This window comes from Pseudomonas sp. B10 (assembly GCF_900156235.1).
Classification (GTDB): Bacteria; Pseudomonadota; Gammaproteobacteria; order Pseudomonadales; family Pseudomonadaceae; genus Aquipseudomonas; species Aquipseudomonas siliginis.
This window is the reverse complement of the sequence record NZ_LT707063.1, coordinates 3,264,119-3,286,011: the sequence shown is the minus strand read 5'-3', so window position 1 is coordinate 3,286,011 and position 21,893 is coordinate 3,264,119. Positions and strand designations below refer to the sequence as shown.

Annotated in this window: 20 protein-coding genes; 8 read left to right on the top strand and 12 right to left on the bottom strand. The window is 61.4% G+C overall.

What is annotated here, in order from left to right; all coding sequences use genetic code 11:
- Positions 1 to 28 precede the first annotated feature (28 nt).
- The 3 genes from BXA01_RS14935 (at position 29) to BXA01_RS14925 (ending at position 3,309) form a co-directional block, all read left to right on the top strand.
- Positions 29 to 1,939 carry an ATP-binding cassette domain-containing protein gene (locus BXA01_RS14935; protein WP_076564512.1) on the top strand — a complete coding sequence of 637 codons (1,911 nt, stop codon included), beginning with the start codon at positions 29 to 31 and terminating at the stop codon, positions 1,937 to 1,939.
- Positions 1,939 to 2,520: a mechanosensitive ion channel family protein gene (locus BXA01_RS14930; protein WP_056791670.1), complete on the top strand. Its 582-nt coding sequence runs from the start codon at positions 1,939 to 1,941 to the stop codon at positions 2,518 to 2,520. Before BXA01_RS14935 ends, BXA01_RS14930 begins: the two co-directional genes overlap by 1 nt.
- 156 nt (positions 2,521 to 2,676) lie before the next feature.
- On the top strand, positions 2,677 to 3,309 hold the full coding sequence (locus tag BXA01_RS14925) for a LysE family transporter (protein ID WP_076564511.1): 633 nt from the start codon (positions 2,677 to 2,679) through the stop codon (positions 3,307 to 3,309).
- A gap of 218 nt (positions 3,310 to 3,527) precedes the next feature.
- Here BXA01_RS14925 and BXA01_RS14920 read toward each other — a convergent pair whose 3' ends face one another.
- The 5 genes from BXA01_RS14920 to BXA01_RS14900 form a co-directional block, all read right to left on the bottom strand.
- Positions 3,528 to 4,274, bottom strand: coding sequence for a hypothetical protein (locus BXA01_RS14920; protein ID WP_016772609.1), 747 nt, complete (start codon positions 4,272 to 4,274; stop codon positions 3,528 to 3,530).
- Positions 4,275 to 4,277: 3 nt separating this feature from the next.
- Positions 4,278 to 4,865, bottom strand: coding sequence for a penicillin-binding protein activator LpoB (gene lpoB / locus BXA01_RS14915; protein ID WP_016772610.1), 588 nt, complete (start codon positions 4,863 to 4,865; stop codon positions 4,278 to 4,280).
- Between the two features lie 36 nt (positions 4,866 to 4,901).
- On the bottom strand, positions 4,902 to 5,273 hold the full coding sequence (locus BXA01_RS14910) for a YcfL family protein (protein WP_016772611.1): 372 nt from the start codon (positions 5,271 to 5,273) through the stop codon (positions 4,902 to 4,904).
- A gap of 16 nt (positions 5,274 to 5,289) precedes the next feature.
- Positions 5,290 to 6,684: a COG3014 family protein gene (locus BXA01_RS14905; protein ID WP_016772612.1), complete on the bottom strand. Its 1,395-nt coding sequence runs from the start codon at positions 6,682 to 6,684 to the stop codon at positions 5,290 to 5,292.
- Positions 6,685 to 6,890: 206 nt separating this feature from the next.
- Positions 6,891 to 8,297 (bottom strand): COG3014 family protein, encoded by a 1,407-nt coding sequence (locus tag BXA01_RS14900; RefSeq protein ID WP_076564510.1) that lies wholly within the window; start codon positions 8,295 to 8,297, stop codon positions 6,891 to 6,893.
- Between the two features lie 251 nt (positions 8,298 to 8,548).
- Here BXA01_RS14900 and BXA01_RS14895 point away from each other — a divergent pair, with 251 nt between their 5' ends.
- Positions 8,549 to 10,447: an FTR1 family protein gene (locus BXA01_RS14895; RefSeq protein ID WP_076564509.1), complete on the top strand. Its 1,899-nt coding sequence runs from the start codon at positions 8,549 to 8,551 to the stop codon at positions 10,445 to 10,447.
- Between the two features lie 101 nt (positions 10,448 to 10,548).
- Positions 10,549 to 11,004, top strand: coding sequence for a YaiI/YqxD family protein (locus BXA01_RS14890; RefSeq protein WP_041476910.1), 456 nt, complete (start codon positions 10,549 to 10,551; stop codon positions 11,002 to 11,004).
- 128 nt (positions 11,005 to 11,132) lie between these two features.
- Here BXA01_RS14890 and elbB read toward each other — a convergent pair whose 3' ends face one another.
- Positions 11,133 to 11,801, bottom strand: a complete 669-nt coding sequence (gene elbB, locus BXA01_RS14885) for an isoprenoid biosynthesis glyoxalase ElbB (RefSeq protein WP_016772616.1) — start codon at positions 11,799 to 11,801, stop codon at positions 11,133 to 11,135.
- Positions 11,802 to 11,968: 167 nt separating this feature from the next.
- Positions 11,969 to 12,628: a DedA family protein gene (locus tag BXA01_RS14880; protein WP_056791681.1), complete on the bottom strand. Its 660-nt coding sequence runs from the start codon at positions 12,626 to 12,628 to the stop codon at positions 11,969 to 11,971.
- A 207-nt stretch (positions 12,629 to 12,835) separates the two neighbouring features.
- On the opposite strand from BXA01_RS14880, the gene hemB reads away from it, so the two are divergent.
- The gene (gene hemB / locus BXA01_RS14875) at positions 12,836 to 13,849 is read left to right on the top strand and encodes a porphobilinogen synthase (RefSeq protein WP_076564508.1); all 1,014 of its coding nucleotides are present in this window, start codon (positions 12,836 to 12,838) and stop codon (positions 13,847 to 13,849) included.
- A gap of 18 nt (positions 13,850 to 13,867) precedes the next feature.
- Positions 13,868 to 16,093 carry a polyphosphate kinase 1 gene (ppk1, locus tag BXA01_RS14870; RefSeq protein ID WP_016772619.1) on the top strand — a complete coding sequence of 742 codons (2,226 nt, stop codon included), beginning with the start codon at positions 13,868 to 13,870 and terminating at the stop codon, positions 16,091 to 16,093.
- A gap of 171 nt (positions 16,094 to 16,264) precedes the next feature.
- On the opposite strand, the gene ppx is transcribed toward ppk1, so the two are convergent.
- The 5 genes from ppx to BXA01_RS14845 all read right to left on the bottom strand — a co-directional run bounded on the left by ppx (position 16,265) and on the right by BXA01_RS14845 (position 20,812).
- The gene (ppx, locus tag BXA01_RS14865) at positions 16,265 to 17,767 is read right to left on the bottom strand and encodes an exopolyphosphatase (protein WP_076564507.1); all 1,503 of its coding nucleotides are present in this window, start codon (positions 17,765 to 17,767) and stop codon (positions 16,265 to 16,267) included.
- 198 nt (positions 17,768 to 17,965) lie between these two features.
- A complete protein-coding gene (locus BXA01_RS14860) occupies positions 17,966 to 18,703 on the bottom strand; it encodes an amino acid ABC transporter ATP-binding protein (protein WP_007911148.1) in 738 nt (245 codons plus the stop codon).
- Entirely contained in the window at positions 18,690 to 19,340 is a 651-nt protein-coding gene (locus tag BXA01_RS14855) for an amino acid ABC transporter permease (protein WP_016772621.1), read from the bottom strand. Before BXA01_RS14855 ends, BXA01_RS14860 begins: the two co-directional genes overlap by 14 nt.
- Positions 19,337 to 20,005: an amino acid ABC transporter permease gene (locus BXA01_RS14850; protein ID WP_016772622.1), complete on the bottom strand. Its 669-nt coding sequence runs from the start codon at positions 20,003 to 20,005 to the stop codon at positions 19,337 to 19,339. The genes BXA01_RS14855 and BXA01_RS14850 overlap by 4 nt, the downstream gene beginning before the upstream one ends.
- 21 nt (positions 20,006 to 20,026) lie before the next feature.
- Positions 20,027 to 20,812, bottom strand: a complete 786-nt coding sequence (locus tag BXA01_RS14845) for a transporter substrate-binding domain-containing protein (RefSeq protein ID WP_076564506.1) — start codon at positions 20,810 to 20,812, stop codon at positions 20,027 to 20,029.
- Between the two features lie 256 nt (positions 20,813 to 21,068).
- Here BXA01_RS14845 and BXA01_RS14840 point away from each other — a divergent pair, with 256 nt between their 5' ends.
- On the top strand, positions 21,069 to 21,776 hold the full coding sequence (locus tag BXA01_RS14840; protein WP_076567732.1) for a FadR/GntR family transcriptional regulator: 708 nt from the start codon (positions 21,069 to 21,071) through the stop codon (positions 21,774 to 21,776).
- Positions 21,777 to 21,893 lie beyond the last annotated feature (117 nt).

The window sequence follows — 21,893 nt, the reverse complement described above, 5'->3', positions numbered from 1 at the left end:
AGCGAAGCTGGTAGACTCCGCCGCCATTATGATCCGACTTCAGAACCTGACTTTACAGCGTGGCCCGCAACGTCTGCTAGAAGACGCCGAGCTGACCCTGCACGCCGGCCACAAAGCCGGCCTCATCGGCGCCAACGGTGCCGGCAAATCCAGCCTGTTCGCCTTGCTGCGCGGCGAGTTGCACCCGGACTCGGGCGACTGCCTGCTGCCGTCCGACTGGCGTATCGCGCATATGCGTCAGGAGGTCGACACCCTCGAGCGCCTGGCGGTCGATTATGTGCTCGATGGCGACCTGCGTCTGCGTGAGGTGCAACGCGAGCTTGCCGCCGCCGAGCAGGCCCACGACGGCACCGCGCTGGCGCGCCTGCACGCCGAACTCGACAGCGCCGACGGTTACACCGCCGATGCGCGGGCGCGCAAGCTGCTCGCCGGTCTTGGTTTCACCAATGAGCAGATGGATCGTCAGGTAGGCGATTTCTCCGGTGGCTGGCGGATGCGTCTGAATCTGGCGCAGGCACTGATGTGTCCGTCGGATCTGCTGCTGCTCGACGAACCGACCAACCACTTGGATCTCGACGCGATCATCTGGCTCGAAGAGTGGCTGAAGAGTTATCCGGGCACCTTGCTGCTGATTTCCCACGACCGGGATTTCCTCGACGAAGTGGTCGATCACGTCGCCCATGTCGATCAGCGCAAACTGACCCTCTACCGGGGCGGCTACACCGCGTTTGAGCGCGCCCGCGCCGAGCGTCTGGCCCAGCAGCAACAGGCCTACGAGAAGCAGCAGGCGCAGCGTGCGCACATGGAAAGCTACATAGCCCGCTTCAAGGCGCAAGCGACCAAGGCCCGTCAGGCGCAGAGCCGGATCAAGGCGCTGGAGCGCATGGAAGAATTGTCGGCGGCCCACGTCGATTCGCCGTTCGACTTCGTCTTCCGCGAGTCGACCAAGATCTCCAGCCCACTGATCGACCTGTCCGATGCACGCTTGGGTTATGGCGACAAGACCATCCTCGAGAAGGTCAAGCTGCAACTGACCCCGGGTGCGCGGATCGGTCTGCTCGGGCCGAACGGCGCGGGTAAATCGACGCTGATCAAGAACCTCGCCGGCGAGCTCGAACCGCTGGCCGGGCGCCTGACCCGTGGCGAAAACACCGTGGTCGGCTACTTCGCCCAGCATCAGCTCGATTCGCTGGACTCCAAGGCCAGCCCTCTGCTGCACTTGCAGCGTCTGGCGCCGGGTGAGCGCGAGCAGACCTTGCGCGATTTTCTCGGCGGCTTCGACTTCCGGGGCGCACGCATCGATGAGCCGGTGCTGAATTTCTCCGGTGGCGAGAAGGCGCGTCTGGCCCTCGCGCTGATCGCCTGGGAGCGGCCGAACCTGCTGCTGCTCGACGAACCGACCAACCACCTCGATCTGGAAATGCGTCTGGCGCTGACCATGGCCCTGCAGGAATTCAGCGGTGCGGTGCTGGTGGTTTCTCATGATCGGCACTTGCTCAAGAGCACCACCGACAACTTCTATCTGGTCGCCGACGGCAAGGTCGAAGAGTTCGATGGCGATCTCGAAGACTACGCACGTTGGCTGGTGGAATACCGTCAGCGCAATGCGCCGGTCAGCAACACGCCGGTCAACCCGGACAAGACCGACAAGAAAGCGCAGCGCCAAGCGGCGGCAGCGTTGCGTCAGCAACTGGCGCCGCACAAGCGCGAGGCCGACAAGCTCGAAGCCGAACTGGGCAAGCTCCACGAAAAACTGGCCAAGGTCGATGCCAGCCTCGGTGACAGCGATATCTACGAGCCGGCGCGCAAGAATGAATTGCGTGATCTGCTCGCCGAACAGGCCAAGTTGAAGGTGCGTGAAGCCGAGCTGGAAGAAGCCTGGATGGAAGCCCTGGAAACCCTGGAAAGCATGCAGGCGGAGCTGGAGGCGTTGTCCTGATGGAAGCCTTCAAACTGCCTTTCTCGGCGGTGTGGGTCGAACCGTTGTGGTTCACCGCGCAGATTCTGCTGATTCTGCTGGCCGGTTACCTGACCCAGCGTTTCGTTGCCAAAGGCCTGACTCGCCTCGGTGAGCGCTATCCGTTTCCGCCGCAGTTGCTGATGCCGCTGCGCGGCGTGTTGCGCTGGCTGATCATGGGCAGCGCGCTGCTCTTCGTGCTTGAGCGCCTCGGCGTTTCGGCCACGGTGCTGTGGACGGCGCTGTCGGGGTTTGTAGCAGTGGCGGCGGTGGCCTTCTTCGCCATGTGGAGCGTGCTGTCGAACCTGCTCTGCGCCATTCTCATCTTCACCGTCGGGCCGTTCCGCCTCGGCGATGTGGTCGAGTTGGTGGATACCACCGACAAGCCTGGCGTCAAAGGCCGGGTGATCGCGATCAATCTGCTCTACACCACGCTGGTCGAGGCCGAAGAGTTGGGCACCGGCAGCGCCATGGTGCAGGTGCCGAACAGCCTGTTCTTCCAGCGGTCGGTGCGGCGTTGGCGCGGGACGGATGTGTTTCCTTCCAGCGGGTTTGAGAAGTAATTTCTACGTCGTCTGTTCCGACGCCTTCGTCGGAACGCCGCCTGCTCGCGAAGGGGCCGTCAGCCGCACCTGCAACATTCAGCAAGAAATCGGTAGTCATCTACACGAAGCCGCATTAGCTTAGGCATTTGTCACAAGCATCAGCCGAGGTGTGCGATGGAGCTTCAAACATGGCTGGCATTTTTTGCCGCCTGCTGGGTGATCAGCCTGTCCCCGGGCGCGGGCGCCATCGCGTCGATGTCCAGCGGTCTGCAATACGGGTTCTGGCGCGGCTACTGGAACGCACTGGGCCTGCAGATCGGTCTGGCGATGCAGATCGCGATTGTCGGCGCGGGTGTTGGCGCTGTGCTCACCGCTTCGGCCACAGCATTCCACGCGATCAAATGGTTCGGTGTCGCCTATCTGGTTTACCTGGCGATCAAGCAATGGCGGGCGCTGCCCATGGACATGAGCGATGACGCTGCAGTGCGGCCGATCGGCAAGCCACTGGCCCTGGTGTTTCGCGGCTTTCTGGTGAACATCAGCAACCCCAAGGCGTTGGTGTTCATGCTCGCGGTGTTGCCGCAGTTCATCAATCCCCATGCGCCGCTGCTGATTCAGTATGTGGTGATCGGCGTGACCATGGTTTTTGTCGATCTGATTGTCATGGCCGGCTACACCGGGCTGGCGTCGAAAGTGCTGCGCCTGTTGCGTACGCCCAAGCAGCAGAAACGCATGAACCGCACCTTTGCCGGGCTGTTCATCGGCGCAGCGGCGTTTATGGCGACGTTGCGCAAAGCGGCGGCGTAAACCGCTCGGGCAGAAAAAAGGCGACCTCAAGAGGTCGCCTTTTTCATTTCTACCGAGACATCGGGGCAAGCGAGCTTTTGTGGCGAGGGGATTTATCCCCGTTGGACTGCGTAGCAGTCCCAATCGTCTTGAATCAATAGCGAGGGCCGCTTCGCGACCCAACGGGGATAAATCCCCTCGCCACAGAGCCCTTCGCCACAAAAGTCCTCAGATCCGGCTCAGCGTAAAATCACCGGCGCCGTATCACGCGGCAGATTATTGCGCTGCGGCGCCTCACGCGGCTGCTCATAACCGTCACCACCACCGAGCTGCATGCTCAGTTGCCCGGCCACGTCCTCGCCCAATGCCTTCGACACCTCACGCACCACCCGCGGACGGTTCAGCGAGATCTTTATGTCGCGATGGTTCACCAGTTTGGTGTCCTGCGCTTCGCCCATCGCCGTGAAGGCCGAGGTGATCTCGTAGGTCTTGGTGTTGATCAGGCTGAAATCCGCCACCAGCGTCAGGCCCAGTACCGCCGAGTAGCTGTCGGTGTGCGCCAGCTCGTTGATGTCCTGGGTGAAGTCGATGTCGGACACGGTGCCGAACAGCACGTAGTCGGCGCCTTTGAAGTTGCCGGCCTTGATGCGCTTGATCACGTCATACACGTCGCCTTTGGATGAGGCGGTATACGGCGTGCCCTGCACCAGCTGGAACATGCCGGTACGCAGGATTTCACCCTTGATGTCGCCGGTGAATTTGCGCAACTCGCCCTGTTCGATATAGCTGGTGGTCGCTTCGATCTCGTTGTAGCTCGAAGAACCGCTGGCGCTGTAGTAACTCTCGCGGTGATTACTCTGCGCCGAAACGATGTGGATGTATTGCTCCACGCGCTCCTGATACGCCAGATCCGTCACCGCCACTTTCGGGGCCGCCTGCGCGCTGAACGCGCAAGCCAGGGCCATCATGCCAATCCATGTGCGCATCGATCAACGCTCCGTGGTTTTGCGGATCTCTTTTTCGTCCATCCACTCGGCCAGACCGCTTTCGACGTCGATCAACTGCAGGCTGAATTTGTAGAAGACGTCCTTGTAGTCGCTGCTGCGCTTGACGATCGAGCTGATCGAGCCTTCGATGCGGTACTTGGCGGCAACCATGTTGCCGGTCTTGGCCACGGTGCTTTTCTTGTACAGACCGCTCTGGTTTTGCAGCTTGAGCTGGTCAACCTGGCTCTGCATTGCATTGTTGTCGCTGGCGAAGCGCGCAACACCGGTCTTCATCAACTGAGTCTTGATGCTGGTGGTGATTTCGCGGGTGTCGATGTACTCGCTGGTCTTGTTCTTCACATCGTAGACCTGAACCACCGGACGGCCCTGCAGAATGCCGGACTGGGCCAGCGAGCGGGTCATCGACTCGGCGATCATTTGCAGGTCGGTCGAACCGAATTCGTTGGTCACGGTTTCAACCGCTTTGGTGTCGCCGTAGCTGATGTTCTTGCTGCCCAGGGTAGGCGAGGTGTTGGCGCAACCGGAGGCGAGCAGGGCGATGACGGCGATGCAGGAAAAGCGTGCAAACATGAGAAAGCTCTCTCAATCAGAAATAGGGTGGCGGGCTTAAGGCGTCTTGATTTCCAGACGGAAATCCACGGCTTTCGGGGTCGGGGCGATGGCCTGAATGAAGCTGGTCTGGGCGCCGTACATCATCTGGCTTTTCCACACTTCTTCTTCGGCAACCGGGAAACCTTCGGCGCCGAGCCAGGCGAAGCGGTAGTAGAAAATCTTGTTGCTGTTAAGGGTGTTGCTCAACTGCACGTTGACGGTCATGAAGCCGTTTTCACGAGCCACGCGCATGGCGCCGACGACGATGTGTTTCTGCGGGCCCATGGCCACGACTTTGCTCGCGGCGCTGCCCGGCTCCGGCGGTGGCGGGGTGGCGCAGCCTGCCAGCAAGGCGAGGGCGGCGACGGCGATGATCTTCAAGCGCATTGCAAAGACTCCGTTCTTAAGGTTGTTTGAGGCTGGCGACGTTGGTCGCGGCAGCGCTCGGCATTACGTGAGCAGCGATGCCGCCAGCGAATACCTGGTTGCCCACGGCACGCAGGCTGATCACTTGGTAGCGCTGGTCGACAGTGACCTTGACCACCGAGCCGCCGACGGCGCTCGGTAGGGTAACCTGATGCTCACCTTTTTTCAGGCGCAGACGCACCACTTGGGTGTTGTCCGGCAGGGTGCGCCATGTACGGGTATCGGCACCTTCAAGCACCGCTGAAGAAATACCCACGGCGAGACCGGCCAGCGGGTTGGTTTCGTTGATCTGTTTCTGCGCCACACCTTTGGTGATCGCGCGCACGGTGGTGCGCACGATGATCCCCGGCATGTCATCGCGCAGTGCGCGGCGGGACATGGCGGTGGTGCTGTTCAGCGCGGTCAGGTCGACCTGCTTGCCGTCGACACCGATCTGCGCAAACGGCGCGGTGGAGGTGTCCGGTTTGATGATCGGGAACGACAGCGGAGTGATCACCACGTTGTTGGAAATCGGCAGCGGCAGCGGCACACGAATCGAGTCGCGGGCCGGGGCCAGGCCGCTCTGCACGACGATGAGAATGTCGCTGTCATCGGATTTGGAAGGCTTGTCGAGATTGACCAGCGCCTGCTCGAGCAACGGCGTGTTCGGGCGCAGTTCGGCAGCCTTGCGATAACCCGGCGCGGCCAGATCCTTCTCGCCCAAAGCTTCGTAAACGAAACCGGCCAGGTAATGGCTGAACGCACTCTGGTAACTGTTCTTCAGGCCGACCACTTCCGGCGCGTCGAGGCTGGCCACCGGATAACCCTGCAGATCCTTGTATTGGGTCTTGATGCCTTCTTTCTCGGCCTCTTCTTCGCTCTTGAGGTATTCCTTGTCGCGCAGGTCGGCGATCACCGCTTCGCGTTCGTGGGTCTTTTTGATCGCCGTGCGGGCGCCGTCGAAATCGTTGACCGCCAACAGGTTCAGGGCCATCTGCGTGGTCAGCATGACTTTTTCGTAGTCATAGCCTTCGTAGCGACGCACCTTGTCGTTGACGATGAAGCTGCCGAACTGTGCCAGGTACTTGGCCGAGTCGAGCTTGACCGCGTCTTCCCACTGACCGACCACCTGATCGGCACTGCCCCAGGCGTTCTGGCTGCCCGACAGGTCGCCCTTGGCGCGCAGCAGTTCGCCTTTCTCGAAGTAATAGAGCAGGTCCTTGTCGGTGCCGGTGTTGTTCTTTTCCAGCAGGGTCAGCGCGGCGTCGACGTTGCCGGAAGCCAGTTGCTGATTGGTCTGGGCCAGTTCGGAATCGTAGTTGCGAAACGCTGCGCAGCCGGACAACAGCGTGACGGCGCTGAGCGCGAGCAGCATGGGAGCGCGGAATGCCATGGGTACTTCTTCCCTGAGTAACAAAACTTGCAGCCGCGTGTGCTGGTCGGGCTGGTGTGACCTATCGACGGCGGCGCTGGCCTCCTGCCAATTCCTCATGCGTGAGGAGCTTTTGATGCCGGCTCGCTGGGCGAGGGCGCGGCATTATAAACGTGGCGTGATGGCTATGTAATAGCTTTTTGGGTGCATTTTCAGATGCGGTGCCATCACTTCTCCGCAGAAGCGGGTTTATCCGACGCAGGTTTTTGATTCGGTACAAAGGCTGATCCGACGGTATAGACCTGATCCCGGAATACCCGCAGGTGCAGAATCTGGCGGTCCTGGTCGACGCGCATTTCAAAAGGGTGGTCGATGGACGCAGGCGCAAAACGGAAGGTATGCAGGCCTTTCTTCAAGCGCAGACGGGCGACCAGCGTCTTGTCCGGCAACGCTCGCCATGTGCGGGTGTCGGCTTCTTCGAACGGATCATGCTGAGTGACGATCAACGAGGCTTTCGCCGGGTTGCGCTCGTTTTCCTGCGCTTGACCGATGGCGGCCATGTTGGCGCGGAACATCGCCCGCGAGATGATTTGCGGCATGTCGTCGCGCAGTGTGCGCATGGACATGTCAGTCACGCTGTTGATCACTACCAACGGCTGTTTGCGACCGTCTACGGTGATATGGCTGAAGTTGGGCGTGACCGCGTCCGGCACCATCACCGGGAATGAAATGGGCGCGATGATGATCAGTGTTTCGTTCAGACGAACCGGGATAGGCACTTGCACTGAGCTGCGAGCCGGAGCCAGGCCACTCTGGATAATCAGCAACACATCGCTTTCATCGGCTTTCGCTGGCGGTTTGTCGAGATTGCGCAGGGCCTTTTGCAGCAAGGGCATGTCCGGCCGCAGTTCGATCGCCTGACGATAACCGGCCGCCGCGAGGGCGCGCTCGCCGAGGGCTTCATAGGTGAATCCGGCCAGATAGTGGCTGAACGCACTTTGGTAGCCGTTTTTCAGCTCAACGACCTGCGGCGCATCAAGCAAGGCGACCGGGTAGCCTTCCAGATCTTTGTAATGGAGAATTTTGCCCTGAGCTTTCGCCTGTTCCTCAGCCGCTTCGTATTGCTTTTCACGCTGGCGGGCGATCAATGCTTCGCGTTCGTGGGTTTTCCTGATGTCTGCGCGGGCGCCCGCAAAGTCATTGACGGATAGCTGGTTCAAGGCCATTTGCGTAGTCAACATGACCTTTTCGTAATCGTAGCCTTCATAGCGCCGCAGCTTGTCGTTGACCAGCATCGTGCCCATTTCATCACCGAAACGCGCCAGTAATTTCATCGCGCCGGACGGGTTGGCTTCCTCGCGCTGGAAGATCATTCGGTCGGCATTGCGCCAAGCGTCCTGGCTGTCGGGCAGGGCACTGCCAGCGCTGAGGATCGCGCCTTTTTCCAGGTAATACAGCAGATCCTTGTCTTCCCACGGGTTGTTCATTTCCACCAGTGCCAGAGCCCCGGTCAGATTGCCCCGGGTCATTTGCTCGGTGGTCTGCTGCATTTCAAGATCGTAGTTGCGATAGGCGGCACAGCCGCTCAACTGAACAGCGACGCAAAGCAGCAAAACGAATGGAAGACTCCGCATTGAGGTTGATTCCTTGCGCGCAAATGCTCTGGGGCGGGCAGTATAGAGTGGATGGTGGCAAATGGCTGTGATCTTGATCGAACGTGTCGAGGCTCAATCGGCAGCGGATAGTGCGGCAATGCTCGGCGACAAACGCTGCTGCCGTCTGCCGGGTATTTCCTGCCAATCAAAGCGAAACGCCGACAAAGCTTGAGAGAAATGTCTTCGAAGTGAACAATATGTAACTTCGCATTTCCATTTGAGATTCGTTCATGACTGCCTCGTCCCGATTGCTGGCCTGGCTGCTGTTCCCGTTATTGTCCCTGAGCAGCCTGCCGCTGCTGGCCGATACCGTGGAAGGCGCGCCGCAAGCGTTGCACCTGCTCGATTACATCAGTGCCGATTACCCGCCAACGGTCGCCGCAGGCAAAGTCATCGACGATGGCGAATACCGCGAGCAGCTGGAATTCACCCAGGTTCTGCAAGGCTTGATCACTGCATTACCGGCCAAACCGGAAAAAGCCGCGCTGGAACAGGGCGTCGAATCTTTGCACGCCGCCATCACCGCGAAGCAGGACGGCGCCGATGTCGCCCGTCAGGCCCGACAGCTGGGGGCGAAACTGGCGGTGGCTTATGAAGTCAGTCAGGCACCGATCATCACTCCAGACCCGACACGCGGCGCGCCTTTGTATGCGCAGAACTGCTCGGTGTGCCACGGCGATACAGGTGCCGGCGACGGCCCGGCCGGCGTAGGTCTGACTCCCGCGCCAGCCAACCTGCGCGACGCTGCGCGCATGGATCACTTGAGCCTGTACGCGATCTACAGCACCCTCGGCCAGGGTGTCGAAGGCACCGACATGCCGGCGTTTGCCGATCAGCTCGATGATCGCCAGCGCTGGGATCTGGCCACCTACATCGCCGGCTTCAGTGCCGATGCGGCGGCCGCCAAGTCCGACAAGGTTTACAACATCGCCGACCTGGCCCGGCAGACCCCGGCTGAGGTGCAGGCTGCCGAGGGCGCAGAGGTCGCGGCGACGTTCCGTGCCCAGCGCGCACAACCACCGCAGGTCAAACGCGGTCCGGCGCAGTTGCTTGATTACACCGCCGCCACGCTGGACAAGAGCCTCGCGGCCTACCGCGCCGGGGAACATGATCAGGCCTATGACCTGTCGGTAGCGGCGTATCTGGAAGGCTTCGAGCTGGTCGAAAGCTCGCTGGACAACGTCGATGCCAACGTGCGCAAGGACACCGAAAAATCGCTGATGGCTTACCGGCAGTCGCTGCAGGACGGTCTGCCGGTCGAACAGGCCGAGCAGCGTCTGGATGCGGCCAAGGCCAAGCTCAAGGAATCCGCCGGCCTGCTGGGCAGCGACGGTCTGAGCTGGTCGCTGAGTTACATCTCCGGCCTGCTGATTCTGCTGCGCGAAGGCCTGGAAGCGATTCTGGTGCTGGCGGCGATCCTCGCCTTCTTGCGCAACACCGGTCAGCAGTCAGCGGTGCGCAGCGTCAACGTCGGTTGGGGCCTGGCCTTGCTGGCAGGCTTGGGTACCTGGGCGCTGGCGGCGTATGTGATCGACGTCAGCGGTTCGCAGCGTGAGTTGCTGGAAGGCGCCACCGCGCTGTTTGCCAGCGTCATGGTGTTGTGGCTCGGCGTGTGGATGCATGACCGCCGTCATGCGGCGGCCTGGCAGGATTACATCAAGAGCAGTCTGGTCGGCGGCGGGGGTCGCTTCGGTTTTGCGATCCTGGCGTTCTTCTCGGTCTATCGCGAATTGTTTGAGGTGATTCTGTTCTACGAAACCCTGTGGCTGCAGGCCGGTCCTGCCGGGCACAACGCCGTGCTGGCCGGCGGTGCGACGGCGCTGGTGCTGCTGGTCGGTCTGGCCTGGGTGATCCTGCGCGGCTCGGCGAAACTGCCGCTGACGCTGTTCTTCAGCATCAACGCCGCGCTGTTGTGCGCGCTGTCGGTGGTGTTTGCCGGGCATGGCGTGAAGGCCTTGCAGGAAGCCGGGATCTTCGGCACACGGCCGGTGGCATTCTTTGAGTTCGACTGGCTGGGAATCCATGCCGATGCCTATTCGCTGACCGCGCAGGTGGTGGCGATTGTGGCGATTGCTGTGCTGTATGGGCGTAGTTGGGTGGCGGAGAAGCGTCGGGTTTCGGCTGCATAAAGGCATTCGCTGCGCTCATATTCGCGAGCAGGCTCGCTCCCACAGGTTCGGTATGTATCCTGTGGGAGCGAGCCTGCTCGCGAATTTTTGGAGGCAAGAACATGCGTGTATGGATCGATGCCGACGCCTGTCCACGGGCGGCGAAGGATCTGGTGGTGAAGTTCGCGCTCAAGCGCCAGTTCGAAGTGGTGCTGGTGGCCGGGCAGCCGCAGACAAAGCCGGGGCTGGCCATCGTCAAACTGATCGTGGTGCCGAGCGGGCCGGATGCGGCGGATGATTATCTGGTCGAGCACGCCGTGCCGGGCGAGCTGGTGATCTGCAGCGACATCCCGCTGGCCGATCGGCTGGTCAAGAAGGGCGTGGCGGCACTGGATCCGCGCGGCAAGGAGTTCGATGCGCAGAACATGGGCGAGCGGCTGGCGGTGCGTAACCTGTTTACCGATCTGAGGGAGCAGGGCCAGATGAGCGGCGGGCCGGCGCCGTTTGGCGAGCGTGAAAAGCAGGCGTTTGCCAATGCGCTGGATCGGATTCTCACCCGGCTCACCCGCAAGCCCTGAGTCTTGCACAATCCCTGTGGGAGCGAGCCTGCTCGCGAAAGCTGTGTGTCATACAACCTGACGTTGGCTGATACAACGCATTCGCGAGCAGGCTCGCTCCCACATTCGGGTTTAGGTGCAGGCAGGAGTCAAGCGTCGTTTTCGTGGGTCAGTTCGAGCACGCGGTCGACCAGTTTGTTGATCCCCGAAGCCGCTTCACTGATGGTCTGCGCCAGCATGTACGCCGGGGTGGTGACCAGTTTGCGCGCCTTGTCTTCGACGATTTCGGTCACAGCGCACTCTTCGTGGGTGGCGCCCATCTTGTTCATGGCCGCAGCGGTGTCGGCGTCGTTGCCGATGGTGCAGGTCACGCCCGGGCCATAGATTTTCGCCGCCAGCGCCGGGGAGATGCAGATCAGCCCGACCGGTTTGCCCGCTTCGGCAAATGCTTCGGCCAGGGCCAGCACTTCAGGTTGCACGGTGCAGCCGGCGCCTTCGATGGCGAAGTTCGACAGGTTCTTTGCCGCGCCGAAACCGCCGGGCACGATCAGTGCGTCGAAATCCTCGACATCGGCGTCGCGGATATCCTTGACGTTGCCCCGGGCAATCCGCGCCGATTCCACCAGCACGTTGCGCGATTCCGGCATTTCTTCGCCGGTCAGGTGGTTGATCACATGCAATTGCGCGATATTCGGCGCGAAGCACTGCACCTGTGCGCCGCGCTGGTCGAGGCGCAGCAGGGTGATGACACTTTCCTGGATTTCGGCGCCGTCGTACACGCCACTGCCGGACAGGATCACTGCAACTTTTTTGCTCATGGGCTTCTCTCCAGATTCATGGCGCTCAATGTCCCTCAAATCGTCGCGCGTGGCCATAGGGGCATGGCTGACGCGCGCGGGGGCAGAGCGCTCTCTCAATGGATCGCAACGGCGGCGGCGTGTTCATTATTTGCCTGGACTGCGCGTGGCAGCCGCCAGCGAATGGCTTATTCGGCTGGCGTTTTCGGCCCGGCAGGAGGGGTCGCTTCGGCCTGGCGCAACTGCTCTGCCTCGGCGGCCTTGGCGAGCTGCTCGTCCTGATAGATTTTCTTCGCCAGTTGCGCATTCTTGAAGCGGCGCCGCAGCCACAGGCCCAGGCCGAGGATCAGCAAGGCGCCGAGCACCCACAGCTCGTACTTCTTGATGCTGCCGAGCATGCCTTCCAGCACTGCGCCGAAGTGGTAAGCCGCCGCGGCCAATGCGGTGGCCCAGATCGCCGCGCCGATGCCATTGAGCAGCAAGTAACGCCCCGGCGGATAACCGGACAGGCCGATCGCCACCGGCATCACCGTGCGCAGGCCATAAACGAAGCGGAAGCTCAGGACCCAGATGTCCGGATGTTTGCGGATGTGCTCCAGCGCGCGGTCGCCCATCATCTGCCAGCGCGGCTTGCGCGCGAGCAATTTGCGCCCGTGCTTGCGCCCCAGGAAGTACCACAGCTGATCGCCGGCATAACTGCCGAAAAACGCCACGACCACCACCAGGTTGATGTCCATGTATCCACGGAACGCGAGGAAGCCTGCGAGCACCAGAATGGTTTCGCCTTCGAAGAACGTGCCGAGGAACAAGGCAAAGTAGCCAAAGTCGTGCAGAAATTGTTGGAGCATTGTCTGGGTGCTGGCGAAATGAACGCGCAGCCTAACCCTTCGGGCACATTCATGAAAGTGTCCAAATGTGTCTCGACGTGAACATTTCCTACATCGACAATGGATTGCGGCTACCTGTCACAGAGCACACATAACTGTCATCTGTTAGTCATAATGGCCGTCTATAACTGTCACGCTCGCCCGTTTGCCCGGGCTCAGGAGTCTGCCGTGAGCTTTACCCCCGCCAATCGTCTGTTCCCAGCCACTCGTCTGCGCCGCAATCGTCGTGATGATTTTTCGCGGCGCCTGGTGCGTGAAAACGTATTGACGGTCGATGACCTGATCCTGCCGGTGTTCGTGCTTGACGGTGAAAACCGCCGCGAAGCCGTGGCCTCGATGCCGGGCGTCGAGCGACTGACCATTGATCTGCTGCTTGAAGAAGCGGCGAAATGGGTCGAGCTGGGCATTCCGGCGCTGGCGCTGTTCCCGGTCACGCCGGCTGAACTGAAATCCCTCGATGCTGCCGAAGCGTGGAATCCCGAAGGCATCGCCCAGCGCGCCACTCGCGCCCTGCGTGAGCGGTTCCCGGAGCTGGGCGTGATCACTGACGTCGCGCTGGACCCGTTCACCACCCACGGTCAGGACGGCATTCTCGACGAAGACGGTTACGTGCAGAACGACATCACCGTCGATGCGCTGGTGCGTCAGGCGTTGTCCCACGCCGAAGCCGGCGCGCAGGTGGTGGCGCCATCGGACATGATGGACGGCCGCATCCAGGCGATTCGTGAGGCGCTGGAAATTGCCGGTCACGTCAACGTGCGCATCATGGCCTACTCGGCCAAATACGCCAGCGCCTACTACGGCCCTTTCCGCGATGCCGTGGGTTCGGCGTCGAACCTCGGCAAGGCCAACAAGGCCTCTTATCAGATGGACCCGGCCAACAGCGACGAAGCGCTGCACGAAGTCGGTGCCGACTTGTCCGAAGGCGCGGACATGGTCATGGTCAAACCGGGCATGCCCTACCTGGACATTCTTTTTCGCGTCAAAGATGCCTTCAAGGTGCCGACCTTCGTCTATCAGGTTAGTGGCGAATACGCCATGCACATGGCCGCTATCCAGAATGGCTGGTTGAGCGAAGCGGTGATCCTTGAGTCACTGACCGCCTTTAAACGTGCCGGTGCAGATGGCATCCTGACTTACTTTGCCGTTCGTGCCGCTCAATTGTTACGAGAGCAGAAATAGCCCTCCCAGGAACATTCCATGAATACCGAAGGACTCACTGAAGTTGCCGTAAAAGAAGCTCAGCCGGTGGTCGAGCAAATCACCGAAACCCCGCCGGAACTGGAGCCTGCGCCACCCGCGCCGGTTGCCGAAACCGCTGTGGCGGTACCGGCGATCGCCATTCCCGGCCTGGATGACAGCAGCCTGTACATCCACCGCGAGCTTTCGCAATTGCAGTTCAACATCCGCGTGCTGGAACAGGCGCTGGACGAGTCCTACCCGTTGTTGGAGCGGCTGAAGTTCCTGCTGATCTTCTCCAGCAACCTCGACGAATTCTTCGAAATCCGCGTCGCCGGGCTGAAAAAGCAGATCACCTTCGCCCGTGAACAGGCCGGTGCTGACGGCTTGCAGCCGCATCAGGCGCTGGCGCGGATCAGCGAACTGGTTCACGGTCACGTTGACCGCCAGTACGCGATCCTCAATGACATCCTCCTGCCGGAGCTGGAAAAGCATCAGGTGCGCTTCATCCGTCGGCGCAACTGGACGACCAAGCTCAAGACCTGGGTCCGCCGCTATTTCCGCGACGAGATCGCGCCGATCATCACCCCGATCGGCCTCGACCCGACGCACCCGTTCCCGCTGCTGGTGAACAAGAGCCTGAACTTCATCGTCGAGCTCGAAGGCATCGACGCCTTCGGTCGCGATTCCGGTCTGGCGATCATCCCGGCGCCGCGCCTGCTGCCACGGATCATCAAGGTCCCGGAAGAAGTCGGCGGCGCCGGCGACAACTATGTATTCCTGTCGTCTATGATCCACGCCCACGCCGATGACCTGTTCCAGGGCATGAAGGTCAAAGGCTGCTACCAGTTCCGCCTGACCCGAAACGCCGACCTGGCGCTCGATTCCGAAGACGTCGAAGACCTCGCCCGCGCCCTGCGTGGCGAGCTGTTCTCGCGGCGCTACGGTGACGCGGTGCGTCTGGAAGTTGCCGACACCTGCCCGAAACACCTCTCGGACTACCTGCTCAAGCAGTTCAACCTGAGCGAGACCGAGCTGTACCAGGTCAACGGCCCGGTCAACCTGACGCGCCTGTTCAGCATCACCGGTCTGGACAGCCATCCGGAGCTGCAATACACGCCGTTCACCCCGCAGATCCCGAAACTGCTGCAGAACAGCGAAAACATCTTCAGTGTGGTCAGCAAGCAGGACATCCTCTTGCTGCACCCGTTCGAGTCGTTCACGCCGGTGGTCGACCTGCTGCGTCAGGCCGCGAAAGACCCGCATGTGTTGGCCGTACGGCAAACCCTGTATCGCTCCGGCGCCAACTCCGAGATCGTCGATGCGCTGGTCGACGCCGCGCGTAACGGCAAGGAGGTCACGGCGGTGATCGAGCTGCGTGCGCGCTTCGACGAAGAATCCAACCTGCAACTGGCCAGCCGTCTGCAAGCGGCCGGTGCGGTGGTGATCTACGGCGTGGTCGGCTTCAAGACCCACGCCAAGATGATGCTGATCCTGCGCCGTGAGGCTGGCGAGATCGTCCGTTATGCGCATCTCGGTACCGGCAACTACCACGCCGGTAACGCCAAGCTTTACACCGACTACAGCCTGCTCACCTCCGACGACGCCTTGTGCGAGGACGTCGGCAAACTGTTCAGCCAGTTGATTGGCATGGGCAAGACGCTGCGCATGAAAAAGTTGCTGCATGCGCCGTTCACCCTGAAGAAGGGCATGCTCGACATGATTGCCCGCGAAACCCAGTTCGCCCTCGAAGGCAAACCGGCGCACATCATCGCCAAGTTCAACTCGCTGACCGATCCGAAGATCATCCGTGCGCTGTACAAGGCCAGCCAGTCCGGCGTGCGCATCGATCTGGTGGTGCGCGGCATGTGCTGCCTGCGTCCGGGCATCGCCGGGGTCTCGCACAACATTCATGTGCGCTCGATCATTGGCCGCTTCCTCGAGCACACGCGGGTGTTCTACTTCCTCAACGGCGGCGACGAGCAGATGTTCCTCTCCAGCGCTGACTGGATGGAGCGCAACCTCGACAAGCGCGTCGAGACCTGCTTCCCGGTGGAAGGCAAGAAACTGCTGACCCGCGTCAAGAAGGAGCTGGAGCTGTACCTGACCGACAACACCCACAGCTGGAGCCTGCAGTCGGACGGCCGCTACATCCGCAATACCCCTACCGGCAACCAGAACCCGCGCAGTGCGCAGGCGACGTTGCTGGAGCGGTTGGGCAGCCCGATATTGCCGGTGAGCAGTTGACCGTCAGCCCAATAAAAAAGGCGATCCCTCGGGATCGCCTTTTTTGTACCTACACTGATTCCGACCTGTGGCGAGGGGATTTATCCCCGTTGGGCGCGAAGCGACCCCTTGAGTCAAAATCGGGCCTGCTGCGCAGGCCAGCGGGGATAAATCCCCTCGCCACAATCAGTGTCAATGCACCGTGAGGACAATCCCCACCCGCGTCAACCAGTCCGCCTCAAGCCCGAAATCCGCCTGGGTCAGCTGATTTTCATCCAGCCAGTTCTCCGGGAATTCCACATCGAGATGATCGCCACTCGCATGCAGCGCCACCTGCGGCATCGCCTGTGTCCCGCGAATGTGGTGGAACAGAATGGCAAAGCGCAGCAGCACGCACAGGCGAATCAGCTTGATGCCGTCATCGCCGAATTCGGCGAACTTGTCCTTGGGAATATTGCGCCGGTGCCCGCGCACCAATAGCGCGAGCATCTGCTGGTCTTCTCGCGAGAAGCCTGCCAGGTCGGAGTGCTCGATGAGGTAGGCGCCATGCTTGTGGTAGTGATAGTGAGCGATGTCGAGGCCGACTTCGTGCACTTTCGCCGCCCAGCCGAGCAGTTCGCGCCAGATGCCGTCATCCAGTTCCCAGTCCACGGCGACCTGATCGAAGGCGTGCAGGGCCTTGCGCTCGACCCGCGCCGCCTGTTCCAGGTCGACGTGATAGCGCTCCATCAGCGAGGTCAGGGTGCGTTCGCGCACGTCTTCGTGATGATGGCGGCCGAGCAGGTCGTAGAGCACACCTTCACGCAGCGCGCCTTCACAATGATCCATGCGTTGCAGTTCGAGGGCGTCGAAGATCGCTTCGAGAATCGCCAGGCCCGCCGGGAAGATCGCCCGGCGGTCAGGCTTGATGCCTTCAAAATCGATCTTGTCGGCGTCGCCCAGCTTGAACAGTTTGCGCTTGAGCCACGCCAGGCCTTCGGCGTTGACCTCGCCGCTGCCGTGGCCGCCGGCCTTCAGGGCCAGGCCGATGGCGCGAATCGTACCGGAGGAGCCGATGGCTTCATCCCAGGTCAGGCGATGCAGGGCGTGCTCGATGCTCATGATTTCCAGGCGCGCCGCCGTGTAGGCCTGGGCGTAGCGCGCCGGGGTGATCTTGCCGTCCTTGAAGTAGCGCTGGGTGAAACTCACGCAGCCCATTTGCAGGCTTTCGCGCAGCAACGGCTCGAAGCGCTGGCCGATGATGAATTCAGTACTGCCGCCGCCGATGTCGGCGACCAAACGTTTGCCTGGAGTGTCGGCGAGCGTGTGCGAAACGCCGAGATAGATCAGGCGCGCTTCTTCACGGCCGGAGATGACTTCTACCGTGTGGCCGAGGATTTCTTCGGCGCGGCGGATGAATTCGCCACGGTTGCGCGCTTCACGCAGGGCGTTGGTGCCGACGATGCGCACGGCGCCGAGCGGCATACCGTTGATCAGTTGGGCAAAGCGCTTGAGGCAATCGAGGCCGCGCTGCATCGATTCTTCGTTGAGCTGGCGCGCGTCGTCGATGCCGGCGGCCAGTTGCACCTTCTCGCCGAGGCGCTCGAGGATGCGGATTTCGCCGTTCTGGGCCTTGGCCACGACCATGTGAAAGCTGTTGGAGCCCAGGTCGATTGCGGCGATCAGGGACAGATTCTTGGCTTGGGATTGCGGCATGGTCAGGGGGTCTCGGTCGATAACCCCGACATCGTGCCACGATCAAACGCTGGCGCCAACGCGCATGGTTCAAACCTGATCGTTCCTACGCTCTGCGTGAGAATGCAGCCCGGGACGCTCCGCGTCCCAAAAGCGGACGCAGAGCGTCCGGTGAGGCATTCCCACGCGGAGCGTGGGAACGATCAGGATGAGGCTGCTTCAGGCTGTCGCCTCCACCGTGCCAATAAAGTTCGCCAGCTCGGCCGTCTGCGGATTGGCAAACAACACCTTCGGATCGCCCACTTCATGGACTTTACCGTGGTGCATGAAGACCAATTTATCGCCGACTTCCCGGGCAAAGCGCATCTCGTGGGTGACCATGATCAGCGTCATGCCTTCCTTGGCCAATTGCCGCACCACGCTGAGCACTTCATTGACCAGTTCCGGGTCCAGTGCCGAAGTGATTTCATCGCACAGCAACACCTTCGGCGACATCGCCAAAGCCCGGGCGATCGCCACCCGCTGCTGCTGACCACCGGACAAGCGGTCCGGGAAGGCATCGAATTTCTCCCCGAGCCCGACTCGCTCGAGCATTTCGCGCGCCAGTTCGGCAGCCTTGGCTTTGGGTACTTTCTGCACCACTTGCGGCGCGAGCATGACGTTCTCCCCGACGGTCAGGTGCGGGAACAGGTTGAACTGCTGGAAGACCATGCCGACCTTCTGTCGCAGGCTGCGCAGATCAGCGCGGGCGGCGTCGAGGTATTCGCCGTCGACTTCGATCACACCGTCGTTGATCGACTCCAGGCCGTTGAGCGTGCGCAACAGGGTCGATTTGCCCGAGCCACTGCGGCCGATGATCGCCACGACCTGGCCTTCCTCGACGCTGAGGTCGATGCCTTTGAGTACGTGGTGATCGCCGTAGTATTTATGCAGGGCGGAAATTCTAAGCAGAGGCATGCAGTCTCCTTTCCAGGTAGCGCGCACTGAGGGACAAGGGGTAGCAGAGCAGGAAGTAGCCGAGGGCGACGAGGCCGTAGACCATGAACGGTTCGAACGTGGCATTGGCGAGCATGCCGCCGGTCTTGGTCAGTTCGGTGAAGCCGATGATCGAGGTCACCGCTGTGCCCTTGACCACTTGCACCGAGAAGCCCACGGTCGGCGCCACGGCGATGCGCAGCGCTTGCGGCAGAATCACGTAGCGCAACTGCTCGAGCGGATTGAGCGCCAGGCTCGACGAGGCTTCCCACTGACCGTGGGGAATGGCCTCGACGCAGCCGCGCCAGATCTCCGCCAGATAGGCGCTGGTGAACAAGGTCAAAGCGATCGCGGCGGCCATCCACGGCGAAATCTCGATCCCGGCCAGCGCCACGCCGAAGAACACCAGAAACAGTTGCATCAACAGGGGCGTGCCCTGAAACAGCTCGATCCAGGTGCGGGCGATGCTGCTGGGCAGCGTGTTCTTGGAGATGCGCATCACCAGAATCAGCAGCCCGACGAGGCCGCCGCCAATGAACGCCACCAGTGACAGCGCCAGGGTCCATTGCAGGCCGGTGAGCAGGTTGCGCAGGATGTCCCAGAAAGTGAAATCGCTCATTGGCTGCTCCTCGCAATGAACCGGCGGCCGAACCAGTTGAGCAACTGGCGGATCAGCAGCGCCATGCACAGATAGATCAGGGTGGTCAGCGCATAGGTTTCAAAGGCGCGGAAGTTGCGCGACTGAATGAAGTTGGCGGCGAAGCTCAATTCTTCCGTGGCGATCTGCGAACACACCGCCGAACCGAGCATGACAATGATGATCTGGCTGCTCAGCGCCGGCCAGACCTTGCCCAGCGCCGGCAGCAGGACGACGTGGCGGAACGCTTCGAAGCGGGTCATCGCCAGTGCCGCAGCCGCTTCCAGTTGCCCGCGCGGAATCGCCTGGATGCCGGCGCGGATGATTTCGGTCGAATAGGCGCCAAGGTTGATCACCATCGCCAGCACTGCCGCCTGCCACTCGGAGATCTGCATGCCGAGCGACGGCAGGCCGAAGAAGATGAAGAACAGTTGCACCAGAAACGGCGTGTTGCGGATCAACTCGACGTAGACGCCGAAGATCGCCGAGAACGGGCGGATCTGCCACGCCCGCACCAGCGCCCCGACAATGCCCACGCCGACCCCGAGCAGCGCGCCGATGGCGGTCAGCTCCAGCGTGAACAAAGCGCCGCGCAGCAGCAGGTCGGTGTTTTCCACCACCGGCAAAAAATCGAACTGATAAGCCATGAAGGTCTCCCGCGCAGTCGATCAGAGATCGGCCGGCAGCGGCTCTTTCAGCCAGGTCTGCGAATTCTTTTCCAGTGCGCCGTCAGCCTTGGCGGTGTTGAGGATGTCGTTGACCTTGGTCAGCAGCGCCGCTTCGTTCTTGTTCACGCCCACATAGACCGGGGAATCCTTGAGCTTCACCTTCAGCGCCGGTACGCGCTTGGGGTTCTTCTCGCTGATGGCCACCATTACCACGTTGCCGCTGGCGATCAGATCGACCTGGCCTGCCAGATAAGCGGCGATGGTCGAGTTGTTGTCTTCGAAACGTTTGATGGTCACGCCTTCGGGGGCGACTTTGCTCAGCTCGATGTCTTCGATGGCGCCACGGGTGACGCTGATGGTCTTGCCCTTGAGGTCGTCGAGGCTGGTAATCGCAGCGTCTGGCGGACCGAACACGGCGAGGTAGAACGGCGCATAGGCGCGGGAAAAGTCGATGACCTTCTCACGCTCGGCGTTTTTGCCGAGGCTGGAAATCACCAGATCAACCTTGCCGGTGGTGAGGAACGGGATGCGGTTGGTGCTGTTGACCGGGGTCAGTTCGAGTTTGACCTTGAGTTGGTCGGCGAGCAGTTTCGCCGTGTCGATATCCAGGCCGCGCGGCTTCATGTCCGGGCCGACCGAGCCGAACGGTGGGAAGTCCTGGGGCACGGCAACTTTCAGCGTGCCGCGTTTGACCACGTCGTCCAGACCGTCGGCGTGAGCGGGGGCCTGGCACAGCAGCAGGCCGGCAAACAGGGAAGCGAGGAGGGCGCTGTAACGCTGGGTCATGGACAATCTCCGGATCGGCGGGAAGTGGTTGCTGCGATCGGACAGAGCATGGGCCGTGCCAACAGGCGGATTTCGCCCCGGCAGGCCGCAGTAGCAGCGGCTTGGTTCGGTCTTACTGGTCTGAACAGTCAACTCGGTTTTCGCACTGCGATGGCGCATCGGCAGTGCGCGCCGAACCCCGCTGGGGCACGACTTGCCGGACTCGACGAATAGCTTTACAACTAGCCGCACCTTGGCCCTGACGCGTCCGCACATCATGAATTCGATCTCCCGCGCCGTACCCGAAGTGGCGCTGCAAGCGATCCGCAAACTGATCACCGAACAGGGCTTCGGTGCCGGCGATGCGTTGCCTTCGCAACGGGATCTGGCGCTGCAACTGGGCGTCAGCCGGGCATCGTTGCGTGAAGCGCTGTCGTCGCTCAGTGCACTGGGCGTGGTCAGCATTCAGCCGGGCAAGGGCGTGTTCGTGCAGTCACCGGTCGAATTGTCGCGCGGCGACAACGCGCCAGGCTGGTCGTTTGCGGCGCAGGCATCGCCGCTGGATATCTTTCAATTGCGCTATGCGCTCGAAGGGTTTGCAGCAGGGTTGGCGGCGGTGACGTTGAGCACGTTCGATCTGGATGCGCTGGAAGACAACGTTGCGGCCATGCGCGAGCAATTGAAGCTCGGCGACTTTGAGGCAGCGGCGAAACTCGACTTCGAATTCCACCGGCGCATCCTTCTCGCCAGCGGCAATCAGGCGATGCTGAGCATCCTCACCGCCAGCGCCCAGATCTTCCTCGAGAGCCAGAAACTGCCGTTCATCCGCGCCGAGCGCGCCATGGAAACCTGGCAGGAACACCGCAAGATCCTCCGCGCACTGGCGCGCCGCGCCTCGACGGCGGCGCAGAAAGCCATGCAGGAACATGTGCGCAACGCCGCCCTGCGCACCGGAATCGCCTTCATCGCTCCCGCCACGGCGTGACTTGAGCTATACCCAAACTCATCAAGGGCCATAGCAACACTCAATCATCTGCGGCTTCCTGAACAAGGGAAGGGCGGCTATGATGGGCCACGTTTTTTTGCTTACAACCTGGAGAAT